The sequence below is a fragment of the Janthinobacterium sp. GW821-FHT03A03 genome (genome assembly GCF_059421435.1).
The window spans coordinates 51,199-70,035 of record NZ_JBWKUZ010000006.1 but is presented as its reverse complement, the minus strand read 5'-3'; the positions used below and the strand labels follow the sequence as shown (position 1 = coordinate 70,035).

Here is an 18,837-nt window from a genome sequence, read left to right as displayed (position 1 = left end):
CCGCGCCCCTCGCGTCATGGTGGACCGCTGCGGTGCGCGTGGCGCCGGAGTGGGGAAAGTATCCGACGCTAGTGTAATACCAAATGTTGCTTTATTGAGAATATTTTTCCATTTGGAAAGCAAAAAGGGCCGGCCCTCGCGGCGCCGGCCCCTGCCTGCCCATGGCGGCGTCGCGCGATCAGCCCGTGTTGCGCAGGCCGGCCGCCACGCCGTTGATCGACAGCTGGATGCCGCGGTGGACGCGCTCGTCGATCCGGCTTGCCGCCGACAGGGCGCGGTTGCGCTTGATTAACTCCACCTGCAAGTGGTTCAGCGGATCGAGGTAGGCGAAGCGGTTCTGGATAGAGCGGGCCAGCAGCGGGTTGCCGGCCAGGCGTTCCGTGTTGCCGGTGATCAATTCCAGGCAGCGCAGGGTGTTGCCATGCTCTTCCGTGATGCGCTTGTAGATGCGTTCGCGCAAATCGTGGTCCGCCACCAGTTCCGCGTAGCGCGAGGCGATGGCCAGGTCCGTCTTGGCCAGCACCATGTCCATGTTCGACAGCAGGGTGGCGAAGAACGGCCATTCGGCATGCATGGCGCGCAGGGTGGCGATCCTGTCATCTTTCGACGCGGGCTCGCCATCGTTGATCCAGGCGTCGATGGCGCTGCCGAAGCCGAACCAGCCCGGCAGCAGCAAGCGGCACTGGCCCCAGGAAAAGCCCCAGGGGATGGCGCGCAAGTCTTCGATGCGCTGGTTGGCCTTGCGCGAGGCGGGCCGCGAACCGAGGTTCAGCTCGGCGATTTCCGCAATCGGCGTGGCCGAGAAGAAGTACTCGGTAAAACCCGGCGTTTCATACACGAGGTGGCGGTAGGAGCGGTAGGCCAGGTCCGACAGTTGCGCCATCACCGCTTCGAACTGCGCCAGCTGGCTGTTGCGGGCCGGGTTCGCTTCCTGCGGCGCCAGGCTCGCTTCCAGGGTGGCGGCCACCAGCAATTCCAGGTTGCGCCGGCCGATTTCCGCGTTGGAAAACTTCGAGGCGATGATTTCGCCCTGTTCCGTCAGGCGGATCTGGCCGTTGACGGTGCCCGGCGGCTGGGCCAGGATGGCTTCGTAGCTGGGGCCGCCGCCACGGCCCACCGTGCCGCCGCGGCCGTGGAACAGGCGCAGCTTGACGCCGGCTTTCCGGAAGTCGGACACCAGCGCCAGTTCCGCCTTGTACAGTTCCCAGTTCGAGGTGAGGAAGCCGCCATCCTTGTTCGAATCGGAATAGCCGAGCATGACTTCCTGCAACTGTCCCTGCTTGGCGATCAATTGTTTGACCAAAGGCAAGGCCATGAGCTGGCTCATGATGCCGGCCGCGCGCTGTAGGTCGGGTATCGTCTCGAACAGGGGAATGACCATCAGCTCGCAGCTGCTGTCGCCAGCTTGCCAGTCGGTGCGCAGCAAGCCTGTTTCCTTTTGCAGCAGCAACACTTCCAGCAGGTCGGACACGGTTTCCGTGTGCGAGATGATGTAGTTGCGGATCGCGCGCGCGCCGTAGCGCTGGCGGATGTCGCGCGCCGCGCGCAAAATCGCCAGTTCGGAATCCGTTTCCGCGGCGTAGCTGATGTAGGGCGAGTACAGCAAGCGCGGCTGGGCCAGTTCGCTCAGCAGCAGCGCCTGCTTGTCTTCCTCGGACAGGGCCGCGTAATCGGCGGCCACGCCGCTTTGGGCGAACAGGTCGGCCAGCACGCGCTCGTGCACGTCGGAAGTCTGGCGCATGTCGAGCGAGGCCAGGTGGAAGCCGAAGATGTCGGCCGCCCGCGCCAGGGTGGCCAGGCGCGGGCGCGCGAGGGCGGCGCCGTGGTGCGCTTCGAGCGAGGCGACGATGGTGCGCAGGTCGGCGACAAACGCGGCCGCGTCCGGATAGGCGGCGGCCGCGCCCACTTCCTTGCGCAGGATATTCGTGGCGCCCAGGGCGCGGGCCGTGGCGGCCAGGCGCGCATAGATGCCGATCAGGGCGCGGCGGTACGGTTCGTCGCTGCGGTGCGGCGAGGCGTCCGGCGACTGGTCGGCCAGCGCCTGCAGTTCCGCGCTCACGCCCACCATCAGGGTCGAGACGGACAGTTCCGCGCCCAGCGCGTGCACTTCGTCGAGGTAAAAGTCGAGGATGGTGGTGGCGTGGCGCGCCAGCGCGTGCTGCATGGTGCCCGCGTTGACGTTGGGGTTGCCGTCGCGGTCGCCGCCGATCCAGCTGCCCATCTGCACGTAGGCGGCGTGGATGGGCTCGATCGTGCCGTCGCCGTTCGGGTATTCGGCGGCGATGTCGTCCTCGATGTCGTCATACAGGCCCGGCAGTTCGCGCAGGAAGGTGATGCGGTAATAGGACAGGGCGTTTTCGATTTCGTCGGCCACCGTCAGCTTCGAGTAGCGCAGCATGCGCGTCTGCCACAGGGTGGCGACGCGCGAGCGCAGCAGCTGCATGTTGGCCAGGCGTTCCTTCGGCGTCAGGGGCAGGTCGCGCTCGGCCAGCAGGCGGGCGATGTCGTGCTCGGCGTCGAGGATGCTCTTGCGCTGCACTTCCGTCGGGTGGGCCGTCAGCACGGGCGCGATCAGCGCGTCCCGGAAGAAGGTGTCGACGGTGGCGCGCGGCACGCCGGCGGCGCGCAGCTTTTTCAGGGCGAAGCTGACGCTGCCCTTTTGCGCCGGGGAACCGGCCAGCAGGTGGGCGCGGCGGCGGCGGATGTGGTGTTGATCTTCCGCAATATTGGCCAGGTGCGAAAAATAGGAAAAGGCGCGCACGACGGAGATCGTCTGTTCGCGGCTCAGGTCCTTCAGCATGGCGTCCAGTTCCAGCGCCGCGTCCGCGTCCGCTTCGCGGCGGAAGCGCACGGAAGTCTGGCGTATGGTTTCCACCACATGAAAGACGGCATCGCCTTCCTGTTCGCGCAGCACGTCGCCCAGCAGGCGGCCCAGCAGGCGGATGTCTTCTTTCAGCGGCGCGTCCTTGTCGGGGCTGGCCGGGGAGGCTGTTTCTGGTGCTACTGCGTCATTGAGCATAATAAAGAACCAAAGTAGGTGTAAAAGCAAGGGAAAGAGGATCGCACCGGGCTTTTAGCCGCAGAGGGGAGGGGGCGCATGATAAAATTTGTGGTCTTCAACATGGACGCTAGCCTGACTTGGCCGTATAGGCAAAGGGATAACGATTATAGCGACGATGGGCGTCATTTCGATACATTTAGATATCGCGTCGGCGAAATGGCAACGATAACGGTTAACGATAACGACTACGATAGCGAAAGAGCCTTGTTTTGAAAGCATCCGAATTGACCCAGAATATTCCTTCCCGGCTGGTGATCGCCACGCGCGAGAGCCGTCTTGCCATGTGGCAAGCTGAACATGTGCGCGCGCGCCTGGCGGCACTCTATCCGCAGTGTAGCGTTGAAATTCTCGGCATGACCACACGCGGCGACCAGATTCTCGACCGCGCCCTGTCCAAGGTAGGCGGCAAGGGCCTGTTCGTCAAGGAGCTGGAAGTGGCGATGGACGAAGGCCGCGCCGACCTGGCCGTGCATTCGCTCAAGGACGTGCCGATGGAGTTGCCGCAGGGCTTTACCCTGGCCGCCATCCTCGAACGCGAAGACCCGCGCGACGCGTTTGTCTCGAACGATTACGCCAGCCTGGCCGAGCTGCCGCACGGCGCCGTCGTCGGCACGAGCAGCCTGCGCCGCCAGTCGCTGATCGCCGCGCGCTATCCGCACCTGACGATTTTGCCCCTGCGCGGCAACCTCGACACGCGCTTGGGCAAGCTCGACCGTGGCGACTACGCGGCCATCATCCTGGCCGCCGCCGGCCTGAAGCGCCTGGGTCTGGCGTCGCGCATCCGCGCCGTGCTGGCGCCGGAAGACAGCCTGCCGGCCGCCGGCCAGGGCGCCATGGCCATCGAGATCCGCGCCGCGCGCGCGGACGGCGTCGACCTGGAGGCCGTGCTGGCGCCGCTGAACCACCTGGCCACGGCGCAAGCCGTCACGGCCGAGCGCAAGGTATCGAAGATTTTCGGCGGCAGCTGCCAGATTCCGCTGGCCGCGTTTGCCACGGTCGAGGGCGACAGCATGCGCTTGCGCGCCATGGTCGCCACGCCGGACGGCGCGCGCATGGCCAGCGCCGATGTCAGTGGCCCCGCCGCTGCGCCGGAACTGCTGGGCGAGCAGGTGGCCGAGTTGCTGCGCGGACAGGACGCTGCCGGCATCCTCGCCTCCTGCGCCGTTACCCCCGACAACCATGAAGGCCTGGCGCCGCATGCCTGACAGCGTGGTGATCACGCGGCCCGCGGCGCAAGCGGGGCCGCTGGCCGCCCGGATCGCGGCCCTGGGCTGGCCCGTGACCCTGCTGCCGCTGCTGGAAATCCACGCGCTCGACGGCGAGGATGAATGCGCGCGGCTGCAGGCCGTGCTGGCGCGCCTGGCGCAGTATGAGCTGGTGGCCTTCGTCTCGCCGAACGCCATCGACTGCGTCTTCGCGCACCTGGCCGCCTGGCCGGCCGGCGTGCCGCTGGCCGTGGTGGGCGAGGGCAGCCGCATGGCGCTGGCCGCGCACGGCGTCACCGACGCCAACGCGGCCATCACCAGTCCGCTCGACACGGCGCGCAGCGATTCCGAACATCTGTTGCTGGCGCTGGACTTGCCGGCCCTGCGCGGCAAGCGCGTGCTCATCGTGCGCGGCGACGGCGGACGCGATTACCTGGCCGACGGCTTGCGCGCGGCCGGCGCGCAAGTCGAGTTCGTCACGGCGTACCGGCGCCAGGTACCCAGGCTGACGCCGGCCTTGCGGGCAACCCTGGAAAACTTGTTGCAGCATAATAATGACTGGATCATCACCAGCTCGGAAGCGCTGCGCGGCTTGCTGGCGCTGCTGGCCGAAATGGGCGATGACGCGCTGGCTGTTGCAAAAATGCAACAGCAGCATCTGATCGTGCCACACGCCCGCATTGCCCAAACGGCGGCGGCCCTGGGCTTTGCCCGGGTCACCTTGACAGGATCAGGCGACGCAGGAGTGCTCGCCGCGTTACAATCACGACCATGAACGAAATGCCTACACTCTCCGAACCGAATGCAACGCCTGGCGGCGCCGTGAAGACGGCGCCGCAGGCGGCCGACCAACCCGCTGGCCGCGCGCCGAGCTTGCTCGAGCAGCTGCAAAAGCCCATGAGCATCGCCGTCATCGTGCTGGCCGTGCTGCTGGCGGCGCAAAGCTGGTCGACCAGCAAGCAGATCCGCAACCTGCGCGAAGAAGTGGCCAAGCGCCTGCAAAAGGGCGATGTCAGCAATGCCGAAACGGGTGTGCTGGCGCGCAACGTGCAAGAAGGCACGAAAGAGCTGCAGATCAAGGTGGGCGCGCTGGAAAACCGCCAGAGCGAAACCCAGAGCCAGCAGCTTGCGCTGGAACAACTGTACAACGACTTGTCGAAGAACCGCGACGAATGGGCGCTGACGGAAATCGAGCAGGTGCTGTCGACGGCCAGCCAGCAGCTGCAGCTGGCCGGCAACGTGCCCGGCGCGCTGATCGCCCTGCAAAACGCGGACCGCAGCCTGTCGCGCTCGGACAAGCCGCAATTCATCACCATCCGCCGCGCCATCGGCCGCGACATGGAAAAACTCAAGGCCCTGCCCAGCGTCGATTCGACGGGCGTGGCCCTGCGCCTGGACGCCGTGATCGCCCAGATCGACGCCTTGCCGATGCTGTCCGACGAAACGCCGGCCCTGCCTGCCGCTCCGCAAAAGCCGGGCAAGGCCAAGGCCGTGCGCGATGCCAGCGGCAAGCTGGTGGGGCCGCCGGCGCCGGAGCCGCTGCTGCAGAAGGTGCGCGACGGCTTCAATACGTGGAGCGGCGACATGTGGGCCGACGTGCGCCAGTTGATCCGCATCCGCCGCGTCGATACGCCGGAAGCGCTGATGCTGTCGCCGACGCAATCGTATTTCTTGCGCGAAAATGTCAAGCTGCGCCTGCTGAACGCCCGCATGGCCTTGTTGTCGCGCAATGAAACGGCGTTCCGCAACGATTTGATCGCCGCCCAGGATGCGCTGGCCAAGTATTTCGATACGCGCGCCAAGGGCACGCAGACGGCGCAAGCCCTGCTGCGCCAGGTGCAGGGCAGCAACCTGGCCATCGAAATGCCGACCTTGTCCGACAGCCTGACGGCTGTACGCAACTACAAAGCGAAGTCCTGAGCCCATGCGTCTATTTCTCTGGTTACTCGCCCTGATGGCCGCGGCGATCGGTATCGCCGTGACGGCCCGTTTCAACCCCGGCAACGTGGTGCTGTTCTATCCGCCATACCGCATCGACCTGTCGCTGAACTTCTTCCTGCTGCTGGAAGTGCTGCTGTTCGTGCTGCTGTATCTGCTGGTGCGCGCCGTGCGCGCCACCGTGCGCATGCCGGCGCAAGTGGCCGCCTACCGCCAGCGCAAGCGTGAGCGCGACGGCAACAAGGGCTTGCGCGAAGCCTTGAAGGCCCTGTTCGAAGGCCGTTTCGGCCATGCGGAAAAAGCCGCCCTGCGCGCCGCCGAGCTGGACGAGAACGCCGGCCTGGCCGCGCTGATCGGCGCGCGCGCCGCGCACCGCATGCGCCAGTCCGAGCGCCGCGACAGCTGGCTGGCCCGCGTCGAAGGCGATGCGAGCCTGAAGACGGCGCGTTTGATGACGGTGACGGAATTGCTGGTCGACGACCACCAGCCGGAAGCGGCGCTGGCCGCCGTGCGCGAACTGAACGCCAGCGGCACGCGCCACATCCACGCCCTGCAATGGTCGCTCAAGGCCGAGCAGCAGGCGAAGAACTGGCCGGAAGTGCTGCGCCTCGTGCGTTCGCTCGACAAGCACCGTGCCCTGCATCCGGCCCTGTCCTCGCGCCTGCGCGAGCTGGCCTATGACCATTTGCTGTCCGACCCGTCGCACGACGCCGAATCGCTGATGCGCGTGTGGTCCACCGTGCCGGGCGCCGACCGGGTCAAGCCGTATATCGCCTGCCGCGCCGCCACGGCCCTGAATGCGCGCGGCCTGCATGACGAAGCGCGCCTCGTGTGCGAAGAGTCGCTGGCCGCCGACTGGGACGACCGCGTCGTGCGCGCCTACCGCGAAGCGGCGGCCCCGGGCGGCACGCCGGCCCTGCTGCTGCAGATCGAGCATTGCGAACAGTGGCTGAAACAGCGCCCGCTGGACGCGGAACTGGCCCTGACCCTCGGTTCCCTGTGCCTCAAGCAGAAACTGTGGGGCAAGGCGCAGCGCCACCTGGAGCAGGCCCTGTCCGACGCGAACGAGCCGCAGATGGTGCGCGATGCCCACCTGAAGCTGGCGCAGATGCACGACGCCTTGCAGCAAACCGAGCAGGCCGCCGCGCATTACCGGCAATGCGCCTTGGCAACAATTCTTTAAGGGAATTATATGAACCCGTTTTCCACAAGAAAACGGGTTCTTTTTTATCTGCTGCAGCGCACAAGCCCAGCCGACTTCTCTATAATTACGCCGTTAAAACACAATCCGCATAATGAGGAAAATCCATGAGTTTGAATAACGTCTCTTCCGGCCGCGACCTGCCGAACGATTTCAACGTCGTCATCGAAATCCCGATGAACGCCGATCCGATCAAGTACGAAGTCGACAAGGAAAGCGGCGCGATCTTCGTCGATCGCTTCATGGGTACCGCCATGCACTACCCATGCAACTATGGCTACGTGCCGAACACCCTGTCGCCGGACGGCGACCCGGTCGACGTGCTGGTCATCACCCCATTCCCGCTGATCCCGGGCGTGGTCGTGCGCTGCCGTCCTATCGGCGTGCTGAAAATGACCGACGAGTCGGGCGAAGACGCGAAAGTGCTGGCCGTGCCAGTCGACAAGGTTCTGTCGATCTACAGCCACTGGCAAAAGCCGGAAGACCTGAACGAACTGCGCCTGCGCCAGATCCAGCATTTCTTCGAGCACTACAAGGATCTGGAAAAAGGCAAATGGGTCAAGATCGACGGCTGGTATGGTCCAGACGTTGCCAAGGAAGAGATCCTGGGCGGCGTGGCCGCCTTCAAGGCTGACGCCGACAAAGCCGCTTCCTGATGCGTCACCGTGGGCGGAAAACCGCGGCCTGCCGCCGGTCTCCTCCCGTGTGCGCGTAAAAAACGCCTCCTGCCATCATGGCTGGAGGCGTTTTTTTTTGCCATAAACATCATGTTTTCCGAAGAATGAATCCGCCTTGATGCGCTTAATTTATTGTTGATAAATTAATTGCATCAACAATCACAGCGAGGTCATAGGCATGCCGGGCATGTTGCTGCCGACCCCGGCGTGGCGCGCCTGCAAGCTGCGGAAGGAGGGCGCCGCCGCTTCCACGCCGGACCGCCCGGCCGCCTGCTCCGGCGCAATGCGCCCGATGGCTGGCGCTCTCCCCGCCGCCAGGGCGGGCGGTTTTACGCGCGAAACGGGCTGTGTTCGTTCAATTCATCGAGATAGGCGTCGATGCCGCCCCGCTCCCGTTCCAGGAAGCGCTGCACGGCGTCGGCGAACGCGGGGTGGGCCAGCCAGTGGGCGGACCAGGTCTTTTGCGGCAGGAAGCCCCGCGCCATCTTGTGCTCGCCCTGGGCGCCCCCTTCGAACGTGGCGATGCCGTTGGCGATGCAAAACTCCAGCGGCTGGTAATACGCCGTCTCGAAATGCAGGCAGGGCACGTGCTCGAGCGCGCCCCAGTAGCGGCCATACAAGGTGTCGGCCGTGTGGATCACGAGCGAGGCGGCGATGGCCCGGCCGTCGCGCTCGGCGATCACCAGCAATATGTTCTGCGGCATGGCCGCACCGATGCGCCGGAAGAAATCCAGCGACAGATAGGGCGATGAGCGGTGTTCCGCATAGGTATTGCTGTAGCAGCGGTGAAACAGCTTCCAGTCGGCGTCAACCGCATCGACGCCCCGTACCTGGCGCATGACCACGCCCGCTTCCCGCACCTTGCGCCGCTCGGCGCGGATATTCTTGCGCTTCCTGTGTTCCAGCGTGGCGAGGAATTGCTCGAAATCCGCGTAGCCGGGATTGAGCCAGTGAAACTGCACGCCGCTGCGCAGCAGGTAGCCAGCTTGTTCGAGCTGGCGCGCCTCGTTTTCCGGCGGGAACAGGATGTGACAGGACGACACCGCGCTGGCCTGCTGCCGGGCCTGCAGAAAGGCCAGCAGGGCGGCGCGCGCCTGGCCGTCGCGGGCCAGCAGGCGCGTGCCGCTGACGGGCGTAAACGGAATCGCCGACAACAGTTTCGGGTAATATTCAAGGCCATGCTGCTGATAGGCATCGGCCCAGGCCCAGTCGAACACATACTCGCCGTACGAGTGCATTTTCAGGTACAGGGGCAGGGCGGCGGCCAGGGTCTCGCCTTGCCACAGCGCCAGGTAATTCGGCTGCCAGCCCGTGTCCGCGCTGGCGCAGCCGGACTCGTGCAGCGCGTGCAAAAAGGCATACGAGAGGAAGGGACTGGCCTCCGCCCTGGCATCCGCCTGGCTGGCCAGCAGTTCAGACCAGGCCGCTTCGCCAATTTCCGCCAGAGTAGAGACGATAGCCGTGCGATAATTCATTGTTGTAGTGTGCATTCATCACTCTCGGGGCGCCGCCGGCGGCCTGCGCGCCCAGGGGCTCGCCCCATCTTGTTTAATAAAAACGAAATATCCATCATCATGACAGTCAAAGTCGCAATTGCTCAAATGAATAGTACGGTCGGCGATCTGGCCGGCAACCGTGCCAAGATCTTCGACCTTTCCCGCCGCGCCTTTGAAGCGGGCGCCGATATCGTGCTCACGCCGGAACTGTCGCTGGTCGGCTATCCGCCCGAGGACCTGCTGCTGCGCAATGCATTCTACGCAAAAACGCAGCAGGCGTTTGCCGAGCTGGCCCGCGACCTGGCCCAGTTCAAGGATTTGCACGTGGTGGTGGGCTTGCCGCTGCAGGACGAGAAGGGCGTGCGCCACAATGCCGCCTCCGTGCTGCTCAATGGCGAGGTGCTGGGCACCTACCGCAAGCACGATTTGCCGAACACCACCGTGTTCGATGAAAAACGTTACTTTACGTCGTCGGACCAGGCTTTCGTGTTCGGCGTGAAGGGCGTGCGTTTTGGCATCAATATCTGCGAAGACACATGGTTCGAACACGCCCCCACGCGCGCCCGCGCGGCCGGCGCGCAAGTGCTGCTGGTGCCGAACGGCTCGCCCTACCACATGAACAAGCAGCACCTGCGCTACGAAACCATGCGCAGGAACGTCAGCACGCAAGGCATGGCCCTCGTGTACGCCAACCTCGTCGGCGGCCAGGACGAGCTGATTTTCGACGGCGATTCGTTTGTCATGGATGCGGCCGGCACCATTTGCGCCCAGCTGCGCCATTTCGCGGAAGACTTGCAACTGGTCGAGTTCGACGGCGCCGCGCCCGTGCCGCAGCCGCTGGCCGCGCCGTTGACGACGGAAGCGCAGGTGTACCAGGCGCTGGTGCTGGGCGTGCGCGACTACATAGTCAAGAACGGTTTCCCGGGCGTACTGATCGGCATGTCGGGCGGCGTCGATTCCGCCCTGACCCTGGCCATCGCCGTCGATGCGCTGGGCGCCGACAAGGTGCGCGCCGTCATGATGCCGTCGCAGTTCACGGCCGACATCTCGTGGATCGATTCGCGCGACATGGTAAAACGCCTCGATGTGCGCTACGATGAAATTCCGATCAAGCAAACCTTCGATGCCTTCCGCGCTACCTTGGCCGGCGAGTTCGCGGGGCTGGCGGAAGACGCGACGGAAGAAAACATCCAGGCGCGCATCCGCGGCACCCTGCTGATGGCCCTGTCGAACAAGCATGGCAGCATTGTGTTGACGACTGGCAACAAGAGCGAAATGGCTGTCGGCTATTGCACCCTGTACGGCGACATGGCGGGCGGCTTTGCCGTCATCAAGGATATCGCCAAGACCCTCGTGTACCGCCTGTGCGCGTACCGCAACGGCATCTCAAGCGTGATACCCGAGCGCATCCTGACGCGCGGACCGTCGGCCGAGCTGCGCGCCGACCAGCTGGACCAGGACTCGTTGCCGCCGTATGACGTGCTCGACGGCATCATGCAGCTGTACATGGAAGAAAACCGGCCGATCGCCGAGATTATCGAGGCTGGCTACCCGCCGGCCGATGTGGCGAAAATCACGCGCCTGATCAAGATCAATGAATACAAGCGGCGCCAGTCGCCCGTGGGCATCCGCGTCACGCACCGTGGCTTCGGGCGCGACTGGCGCTACCCGATTACCTCCAGGTTCTACGAATAAGCAGCCATCTGTCCACAATCCAACAATTTTAAGGAGTAGCCATGAAACAGATTACCGCCATCATCAAACCATTCAAGCTCGACGAAGTACGCGAGGCCCTGGCCGATGTGAACGTGACGGGCTTGACCGTGACGGAAGTGAAGGGTTTCGGCCGCCAGAAGGGCCATACCGAGCTGTACCGCGGTGCCGAGTATGTGGTCGACTTCTTGCCGAAAGTCAAAGTCGAAGTGGTGGTGGACGACAGCGTATCGGAACTGGTGGTCGACGCCATCATCAAGGCCGCCCGCACGGGCAAGATCGGCGACGGCAAGATCTTCGTGCGCGACGTGGAGCAGGTCATCCGCATCCGCACGGGTGAGACGGGTCCCGACGCCGTATAGACAGCACCAGCCATCAGCTGCTGCGCGTCGCGCTTTGCGGCCTGCGATGCTCGCTGTGCTCCAGCACAGCTGCGCTTCTTAGCCATATGGGGGCGCCGAGCCTCGCTGCCGCCCGCTACGCTTCTGGCAGGCGCGATGCCTGTGTTGTTTAGCGCCCCAGCCGCATGTCGAATTTCCAGCAGATCAGGCGCAATATCGTGATGCCGCTGGCGCTGGTCCATAGCGCGAAGTCGTGCTCGGCGCCGAAGTGCATCTGCAATAAATAAGCCCAGCAGCCGAAAAACGCGCAGATCGCATACGGTTTGCCGTCGCGAAACACCATCGGCACTTCGTTGCAGACGATGTCGCGCATCACGCCGCCGAAAATCCCCGTAATTACCCCCATCATCGAGGCGATAAAGATCGGCATGCCGGCGCGCATGGCTTCGGCCACGCCCGCGATGGCGAACATGCCCAGGCCGATGGCGTCGGCGATGACGATCAGGCGTTCCGAGACGATCTGGCGCAAATGCTGGATCAGGGGCGCGGCCGTCAGGGCCAGCACGAAGATCAGGATCGCGTATTCCTGGTGCGAGACCCAGAACAGGGGCCGCTTGTCGAGCAGGATGTCGCGCAAGGTGCCTCCGCCGAACGCCGTGATGAAGGCCACGACGAATACGCCGACCAGGTCCATGCGCTTGCGGCGCGCTTCGATGAAGCCGGAAAACGCGCCCACCAGGATGGCGATGATCTCGATGATCTTGATCAGCGAGCCAGGCGGCAGTTGGGGTGGCATCATGGGCGGAGCGCTTGAGCAGGAAATAATTGTCACAGGTTAACATGACACGGCCCCGAATGGTGACAAACGGGGCCGTGCGCAGGGTGTAACTTGTTACTGAATTGTAATTTCTTGCTATCTATCCTAGCGGATGGGCTGCAGCGCCGCGGAGAGCAGCACGACAAGGGCGCCATCGCCCCCTTCCGAGCGGCGCGCCTGGCAAAAGGCGACAACTTCCTCCTTTTGCACGAGCCAGCTGTGCACCATCGATTTCAAGACCGGTTCCTGGCCTTTGGAGCCGAAACCCTTGCCGTGGATCACGCGCACGCAGCGCAGCTTGCGCCGCGTGGCCTGGTTCAGAAAGGCGCCGATGCCGTCGCGCGCCTCGTCGCGGCGCAAGCCGTGCAAGTCCAGCTCATCCTGGATGGGCCAGTGGCCCTTGCGCATCTTCTTGACCACGTCCGGCCCCACGCCGGGGCGGGCGTAGTTCAGGGCCGGATCGTTTTCCAGGTAATGGTCGACCTCGAACAAGTCCGACAGCGACTCGCGCAGCACGGCCGCATCGTCCTCTTCCGGCGTCAGCTTGCGGGCCGGCTGGGGAGCGCTGGCCGCGCCCGTTTTGGGCAGGCTGGGCACGTAGCGGTCCGACTCGGGCAGGCGCTTGACGCCGCCGATGCTGGCCTTGAACAGATTGCTTTCCACGGCCTGCACCTTGGCGTGCTTGGCGCGCTCCGCTTCGGCTTGCGCGCGCGCATCGGCCTGTTCCTTGAGCTGCTTGCTGACCGCTTTCAGGTCGGCAAAGTCTTTCATCGACGCCATCTGGCGCTTACTCCTGGCCTTCCAGGTAGCGCTGGGCGTCCAGTGCTGCCATGCAACCCGTGCCGGCGCTGGTGATGGCCTGGCGGTAGATATGGTCCTGCACGTCGCCGGCGGCAAACACGCCCGGCGCGCTGGTGGCCGTGGCCATGCCTTCCAGGCCCGTCTTCGTCTTGATGTAGCCGTTGTGCATTTCCAGCTGGCCTTCGAAGATGCCCGTGTTCGGCTTGTGGCCGATGGCGATGAAGACGCCATGCACGGACAGCGCTTCGACCTTGCCGTCGATGGTCGACTTGATGTTCAGGCCCGTCACGCCGCCTTCGTTGCCCGTCACTTCGTCCAGGGTGTGGTTATATTTCAACACGATCTTGCCTTCGGCAACTTTGGCGTTCAGGCGGTCGATCAAGATCGCTTCCGCGCGGAACTTGTCGCGGCGGTGGATCAGCGTGACTTTATTGGCGATGTTCGACAGGTACAGCGCTTCCTCGACGGCCGTATTGCCGCCGCCGACGACGGCCACTTCCTGGTTGCGGTAGAAGAAGCCATCGCAGGTGGCGCAGGCGGACACGCCCTTGCCCATGAATTCCGCTTCCGACGGCAAGCCCAGGTATTGCGCGGACGCGCCCGTGGCGATGATCAGGGTGTCGCACGTGTATTCGTGGCTGTCGCCCTTCAGGCGGATCGGCTTTTCATTGAGGAAAGTGGTGTGGATGTGGTCAAACACGATTTCCGTATTGAAACGCTCGGCATGCTGCAGCAAGCGCTGCATCAGGTCCGGACCTTGCACGCCCATGGGGTCGCCTGGCCAGTTTTCCACGTCGGTGGTGGTCATCAACTGGCCGCCCTGTTCCACGCCGGTGACCAGCATCGGGTTCAGGTTGGCGCGGGCGGCGTAGACGGCGGCGCTGTAGCCGGCTGGGCCGGAACCGAGGATCAAAACGCGGGCGTGTTTGCTAGTGGTCATAATGAGGCTTCTCTATGAGTGGGGTCTATCCGAATTGGGGGCATACGCGCGAAGAACAAGGGCGTATTGCGCTTGCGCAAGCAATCCACGATTATAGACCAAGCCGCCTGTAGCGACGAATCGTGGGGCCGCCCGGGGCATATATGGCTTAGAATACTTCCTTATTATGGGAAATTCCCTTTCAGAAACATTTTTCACCTTGCAGCGCTTCCCAGAATGACTAAACCAGCCCAGGCCAATCAAAATAGCTACACCCGAAAACCGGTCGAACGCCGGCCCCTGCCGAACCGGCTGGTGCGGCTGCTGTCCGAGGCGCGCTGGTTCGCGCTGGCCGCGTTCGCCCTGTATTTCGTGCTGATACTGGCCAGCTTCAACAAGCTCGACCCGGGCTGGTCGCACGCCACGTCCGTCGACAAGGTGGCCAACCTGGGCGGCAAGCTCGGTGCGACCTTTTCCGATCTGTTGTTGTATATCTTCGGCTTTTCCGCCTGGTGGTGGTGCGTGTGGCTGCTGCGCACGGTGTGGAATGGCTACCGCCGCCTGAGCAAGCGCTTCCTGCTGGAAGAGGAAGAGGTGGAGCGCGAGCACCATGTCGAGATGCTGATCCGCATCGTCGGTTTTTCCATCATGCTGATCGGCAGCATGGGCCTCGAATACCTGCGCATGGCGAAGAGCCTGCATGTGCAGCTGCCGCGCGACCCGGGCGGCGTGCTGGGCCAGCTGGTGGGACACGCGGCCCACGTGGCCTTCGGCTTCACCGGCGCTACTTTATTACTGTTGCTGTTGTTCGGCCTCGGTTTCAGCCTGTTCTTCCACGTTTCCTGGTTGCAAGTGGCCGAGCGCATCGGCGGCGCCATCGAAGATGTTTTCAACTGGTTCGTGCTGCGCTACCAGGACCGCGAAGACCGCCGCCAGGGCGAAGTGGCCGCCGTGCGCCGCGACGAGGTGGTGGTGATCGAACGGGCCAAGCACGTGGAAAAGCACGTCGCTGCGCCGCCCGTGAAGATCGAGCCGCAGGTTGTTACTGTGGTGAAATCCGAGCGCGTGGAAAAGGAGCGCCAGGCGCACTTGTTCGAGAACCTGGGCGATGGCAAGCTGCCGCCGCTGTCGCTGCTCGACGAAGCGCCGCCCGTGGTGGAAACGGTGTCCGTGGAAACCCTGGAGTTTACGAGCCGCCTGATCGAAAAGAAATTGTCGGACTTTGGCGTGGATGCCAAGGTAGTGGCCGCTTACCCCGGCCCCGTGGTGACGCGCTATGAAATCGAGCCGGCCACGGGCGTCAAGGGCAGCCAGATCGTGGGCCTGGCGCGCGACCTGGCCCGTTCGCTGTCGCTCACCTCGATCCGCGTCGTGGAAACCATTCCCGGCAAGAACTATATGGCCCTGGAATTGCCGAACACCAAGCGCCAGATCGTGCGCCTGACGGAAATCCTCGGCTCCAAGGTCTACAACGATGGCGTGTCCAGCCTGACGATTGCCTTGGGCAAGGATATCGCCGGCAAGCCCGTCGTGGCCGACCTGGCGAAGATGCCCCACTTGCTGGTGGCCGGCACGACCGGTTCCGGTAAATCCGTGGGCATCAATGCGACGATTCTGTCGCTGCTGTACAAATCCGACCCGCTCGACGTGCGATTGATCCTGATCGATCCGAAGATGCTGGAAATGTCCGTCTACGAAGGCATTCCGCACTTGCTGGCGCCCGTCGTCACCGACATGCGCCAGGCCGGCCACGCGCTGAACTGGGCCGTCAACGAGATGGAACGCCGCTACAAGCTGATGAGCAAGATGGGCGTGCGCAATCTGGCCGGCTACAACGCCAAGATTGCCGACGCGAAAAAGCGCGAAGAACACATCCCGAATCCGTTCAGCCTGACGCCGGACTCGCCGGAGCCGCTGGAAAAACTGCCGACCATCGTCATCATCATCGACGAGCTGGCCGACTTGATGATGGTGGTGGGCAAAAAGGTCGAGGAATTGATCGCGCGTATCGCGCAAAAGGCCCGCGCCGCCGGTCTGCACTTGATTCTGGCCACGCAGCGCCCATCTGTAGACGTGATCACGGGTCTCATCAAGGCGAACATTCCCACGCGTATCGCCTTCCAGGTCTCGTCGAAGATCGACTCGCGCACCATTCTCGACCAGATGGGCGCGGAAACCCTGCTGGGCATGGGCGACATGCTGTACATGCCGCCCGGCACCGGCTTGCCGATGCGCGTGCACGGCGCGTTTGTTTCCGATGAGGAAGTCCACCGCGTCGTCAGCCATCTGAAGCTGCAGGGCGAACCGAATTACATCGAGGGCATCCTCGAAGGCGGCACCCTGGAAGGCGATGGCGCCGAAGGCGGCGCGCCGGGCGAGGGCGGCGGCGAGGCCGATGCCCTGTACGACCAGGCGGTGGCGGTGGTGCTGAAAAACCGCCGCGCCTCGATTTCGCTGGTGCAGCGTCATTTGCGCATCGGCTACAACCGCGCGGCCCGTCTGCTCGAGCAGATGGAGCAGAGCGGGGTGGTATCAACCATGCAATCCAATGGCAACCGGGACATCCTGGTGCCGGCGGCCAGTAGCGAACAAGGGTAAAACAGTATGAAGAACACGACTTTCGCAGCAAAAATGATCATCGGCGCGGCCAGCGTCGCCTGCAGCCTGCTGTTCGCGGCCAGCGCCTCGGCCAGCGCGCTGGAGCAGTTCAAGAGCTTTGCGGCCGGCACCCAGTCGGCCAAGGGCGAGTTCGTGCAGCGCCAGGTCAAGAAGGCGGACGCCAAGGCGGGAGCCAGCGGCAAGGCGAAAGTGTCCACGCCAGCGAGCGGCACCTTCGAGTTTGCCCGCCCGGGCAAGTTCATCTGGACGTATTTGAAACCGTACGAGCAGCTGCTGCAGGCGGACGGCGACAAGCTGTATATCTACGACAAGGACTTGAGCCAGGTGACGGTCAAGAAACTGGGCGACGCCCTCGGTTCCTCGCCGGCCGCCATCTTGTTTGGCAGCAACGACCTGGAAAAGAATTTCACCCTGGCCGAAGCGGGCACGCGCGATGGCCTGGAATGGCTGAAGGCGACGCCGAAAGCCAAGGACACGACGTTCGACGAAATCACCATCGGCCTGCGCAATGGCGTGCCGGAAGCGATGGAGCTGCGCGACTCGTTCGGCCAGACCTCGGTGCTGGCGTTTAAGAATTTCCAGAAAAACCCGGCGCTGTCTGCCAATCACTTTAAATTCGTCATGCCCAAGGGCGCGGACGTCATTAATAATTAAGACTGTCGCGCCTTGCGTATGAGCCGGCCTCGCAGCGATGCGGGGCTTTTGCATTCTTATTAGGTAACTCATTATGGCGGATCTCTTTTCCACCGCACCGCGCCAGCCGCTGGCCGAAGCCTTGCGGCCGGCTACCCTGAACGAAGTCATCGGCCAGACGCATCTGCTGGGCACGGGCAAGCCGCTGCGCCTCGCGTTCGAGGCGGGCAAGGCCCATTCGATGATACTGTGGGGGCCGCCCGGCGTGGGCAAGACCACCCTGGCGCGGCTGATGGCGAACGCCTTCGACAGCGAATTCATTGCCCTGTCGGCTGTGTTTGCCGGCGTGAAAGATATTCGTGCGGCCATGGACCAGGCCCGCCACAGCCTGGACCAGTTCGGCAAGCACACCTTGCTGTTCGTCGACGAAATCCACCGGTTTAATAAATCGCAGCAGGACGCCTTGCTGCCCTTCGTCGAGTCGGGCCTGGTGACGTTCATCGGCGCGACGACGGAAAATCCCAGCTTCGAAGTGAACTCGGCGCTGTTGTCGCGCGCGCAAGTATATGTGTTGAAATCGCTCAACGAAGACGAGATGAAGCAGCTGCTGGCCAAGGCGCAAAGCACGGCGCTCACGCACCTGAGCTTCGACGAGGCGGCCGCCGACACCCTGATCGGCTATGCGGACGGCGATGCGCGCCGCTTTTTGAACTTGCTGGAGCAGGCCGAGACGGCCGCCAGCTCGACGGGCACGACGACCATCGACGCCGCTTTCGTCGACAATGCGTTGACTCTCAATTCGCGCCGCTTCGACAAGGGCGGCGACAATTTCTATGACCAGATTTCCGCCCTGCACAAGTCCGTGCGCGGTTCGAACCCCGATGCGGCCCTGTACTGGTTTTGCCGCATGATCGATGGCGGCGCCGACCCGCGCTATCTGTCGCGGCGCATCGTGCGCATGGCCTGGGAAGACATCGGCCTGGCCGACCCCCGCGCCTTGACCATGGTCAATGATGCAGCGGAAACGTATGAACGCCTCGGTTCGCCCGAAGGCGAGCTGGCCCTGGGCCAGGCCGTCATTTACCTGGCGATCGCCGCGAAAAGCAATGCCGGCTACAACGCCTTCAATACGGCCATGGCCTTCGTCAAGAAGGATAAATCGAAGGAAGTGCCCGTGCACTTGCGCAATGCGCCGACGAAGCTGATGAAGGAGCTCGGTTACGGCCACGCCTACCGCTACGCGCACGACGAGCCCGATGCCTATGCGGCCGGCGAAACGTATTTTCCGGACGGCATGGCGGAACCGGGCTGGTACCAGCCCGTGCCGCGTGGCCTGGAAAGCAAGATTGCCGACAAGCTGGCGTGGCTGCGCGAGCTGGACAGGAAAGCAGGAAAACCGGCAGGCAAGGGCTGAGG

The 18,837-nt window shown here is 63.8% G+C and carries 15 protein-coding genes; 10 read left to right on the top strand and 5 right to left on the bottom strand.

Annotated elements, in window-relative coordinates; translation table 11 throughout:
* Window positions 1-178: 178 nt before the first annotated feature.
* Window positions 179-3,019 (bottom strand): phosphoenolpyruvate carboxylase, encoded by a 2,841-nt coding sequence (ppc, locus tag AC07VI_RS14095; protein WP_086147557.1) that lies wholly within the window; start codon window positions 3,017-3,019, stop codon window positions 179-181.
* A 251-nt stretch (window positions 3,020-3,270) separates the two neighbouring features.
* Between ppc and hemC the strand changes: the two genes are divergently transcribed.
* The 5 genes from hemC to ppa all read left to right on the top strand — a co-directional run bounded on the left by hemC (window position 3,271) and on the right by ppa (window position 8,061).
* The gene (hemC, locus tag AC07VI_RS14090; protein ID WP_413465903.1) at window positions 3,271-4,266 is read left to right on the top strand and encodes a hydroxymethylbilane synthase; all 996 of its coding nucleotides are present in this window, start codon (window positions 3,271-3,273) and stop codon (window positions 4,264-4,266) included.
* The gene (locus AC07VI_RS14085; RefSeq protein WP_086147589.1) at window positions 4,259-5,041 is read left to right on the top strand and encodes a uroporphyrinogen-III synthase; all 783 of its coding nucleotides are present in this window, start codon (window positions 4,259-4,261) and stop codon (window positions 5,039-5,041) included. Before hemC ends, AC07VI_RS14085 begins: the two co-directional genes overlap by 8 nt.
* Window positions 5,038-6,186 (top strand): uroporphyrinogen-III C-methyltransferase, encoded by a 1,149-nt coding sequence (locus AC07VI_RS14080; RefSeq protein ID WP_086147558.1) that lies wholly within the window; start codon window positions 5,038-5,040, stop codon window positions 6,184-6,186. Before AC07VI_RS14085 ends, AC07VI_RS14080 begins: the two co-directional genes overlap by 4 nt.
* A 4-nt stretch (window positions 6,187-6,190) precedes the next feature.
* Window positions 6,191-7,387: a heme biosynthesis protein HemY gene (locus AC07VI_RS14075; protein ID WP_086147559.1), complete on the top strand. Its 1,197-nt coding sequence runs from the start codon at window positions 6,191-6,193 to the stop codon at window positions 7,385-7,387.
* Window positions 7,388-7,512: 125 nt separating this feature from the next.
* Window positions 7,513-8,061, top strand: coding sequence for an inorganic diphosphatase (ppa, locus tag AC07VI_RS14070; protein WP_086147560.1), 549 nt, complete (start codon window positions 7,513-7,515; stop codon window positions 8,059-8,061).
* A 350-nt stretch (window positions 8,062-8,411) separates the two neighbouring features.
* Here ppa and AC07VI_RS14065 read toward each other — a convergent pair whose 3' ends face one another.
* The gene (locus tag AC07VI_RS14065; protein ID WP_492996283.1) at window positions 8,412-9,557 is read right to left on the bottom strand and encodes a GNAT family N-acetyltransferase; all 1,146 of its coding nucleotides are present in this window, start codon (window positions 9,555-9,557) and stop codon (window positions 8,412-8,414) included.
* Between the two features lie 99 nt (window positions 9,558-9,656).
* Between AC07VI_RS14065 and AC07VI_RS14060 the strand changes: the two genes are divergently transcribed.
* Both AC07VI_RS14060 and AC07VI_RS14055 read left to right on the top strand, forming a co-directional pair.
* Window positions 9,657-11,273: an NAD+ synthase gene (locus tag AC07VI_RS14060; protein WP_086147590.1), complete on the top strand. Its 1,617-nt coding sequence runs from the start codon at window positions 9,657-9,659 to the stop codon at window positions 11,271-11,273.
* Between the two features lie 41 nt (window positions 11,274-11,314).
* Window positions 11,315-11,653 (top strand): P-II family nitrogen regulator, encoded by a 339-nt coding sequence (locus AC07VI_RS14055; RefSeq protein WP_034758685.1) that lies wholly within the window; start codon window positions 11,315-11,317, stop codon window positions 11,651-11,653.
* 148 nt (window positions 11,654-11,801) lie between these two features.
* On the opposite strand, the gene AC07VI_RS14050 is transcribed toward AC07VI_RS14055, so the two are convergent.
* From AC07VI_RS14050 to trxB, 3 genes are all read right to left on the bottom strand, one after another.
* Window positions 11,802-12,431: a trimeric intracellular cation channel family protein gene (locus AC07VI_RS14050; RefSeq protein WP_076572532.1), complete on the bottom strand. Its 630-nt coding sequence runs from the start codon at window positions 12,429-12,431 to the stop codon at window positions 11,802-11,804.
* 123 nt (window positions 12,432-12,554) lie between these two features.
* Window positions 12,555-13,229: a Smr/MutS family protein gene (locus AC07VI_RS14045; RefSeq protein ID WP_099375129.1), complete on the bottom strand. Its 675-nt coding sequence runs from the start codon at window positions 13,227-13,229 to the stop codon at window positions 12,555-12,557.
* 7 nt (window positions 13,230-13,236) lie between these two features.
* Window positions 13,237-14,190: a thioredoxin-disulfide reductase gene (trxB, locus tag AC07VI_RS14040; protein WP_086147563.1), complete on the bottom strand. Its 954-nt coding sequence runs from the start codon at window positions 14,188-14,190 to the stop codon at window positions 13,237-13,239.
* Between the two features lie 216 nt (window positions 14,191-14,406).
* Here trxB and AC07VI_RS14035 point away from each other — a divergent pair, with 216 nt between their 5' ends.
* The 3 genes from AC07VI_RS14035 (at window position 14,407) to AC07VI_RS14025 (ending at window position 18,835) form a co-directional block, all read left to right on the top strand.
* Window positions 14,407-16,767, top strand: a complete 2,361-nt coding sequence (locus tag AC07VI_RS14035) for a DNA translocase FtsK (RefSeq protein WP_099375128.1) — start codon at window positions 14,407-14,409, stop codon at window positions 16,765-16,767.
* 6 nt (window positions 16,768-16,773) lie between these two features.
* Window positions 16,774-17,442, top strand: a complete 669-nt coding sequence (gene lolA / locus AC07VI_RS14030; protein WP_492993282.1) for an outer membrane lipoprotein chaperone LolA — start codon at window positions 16,774-16,776, stop codon at window positions 17,440-17,442.
* Window positions 17,443-17,515: 73 nt separating this feature from the next.
* Window positions 17,516-18,835 (top strand): replication-associated recombination protein A, encoded by a 1,320-nt coding sequence (locus AC07VI_RS14025; RefSeq protein WP_086147566.1) that lies wholly within the window; start codon window positions 17,516-17,518, stop codon window positions 18,833-18,835.
* Window positions 18,836-18,837 lie beyond the last annotated feature (2 nt).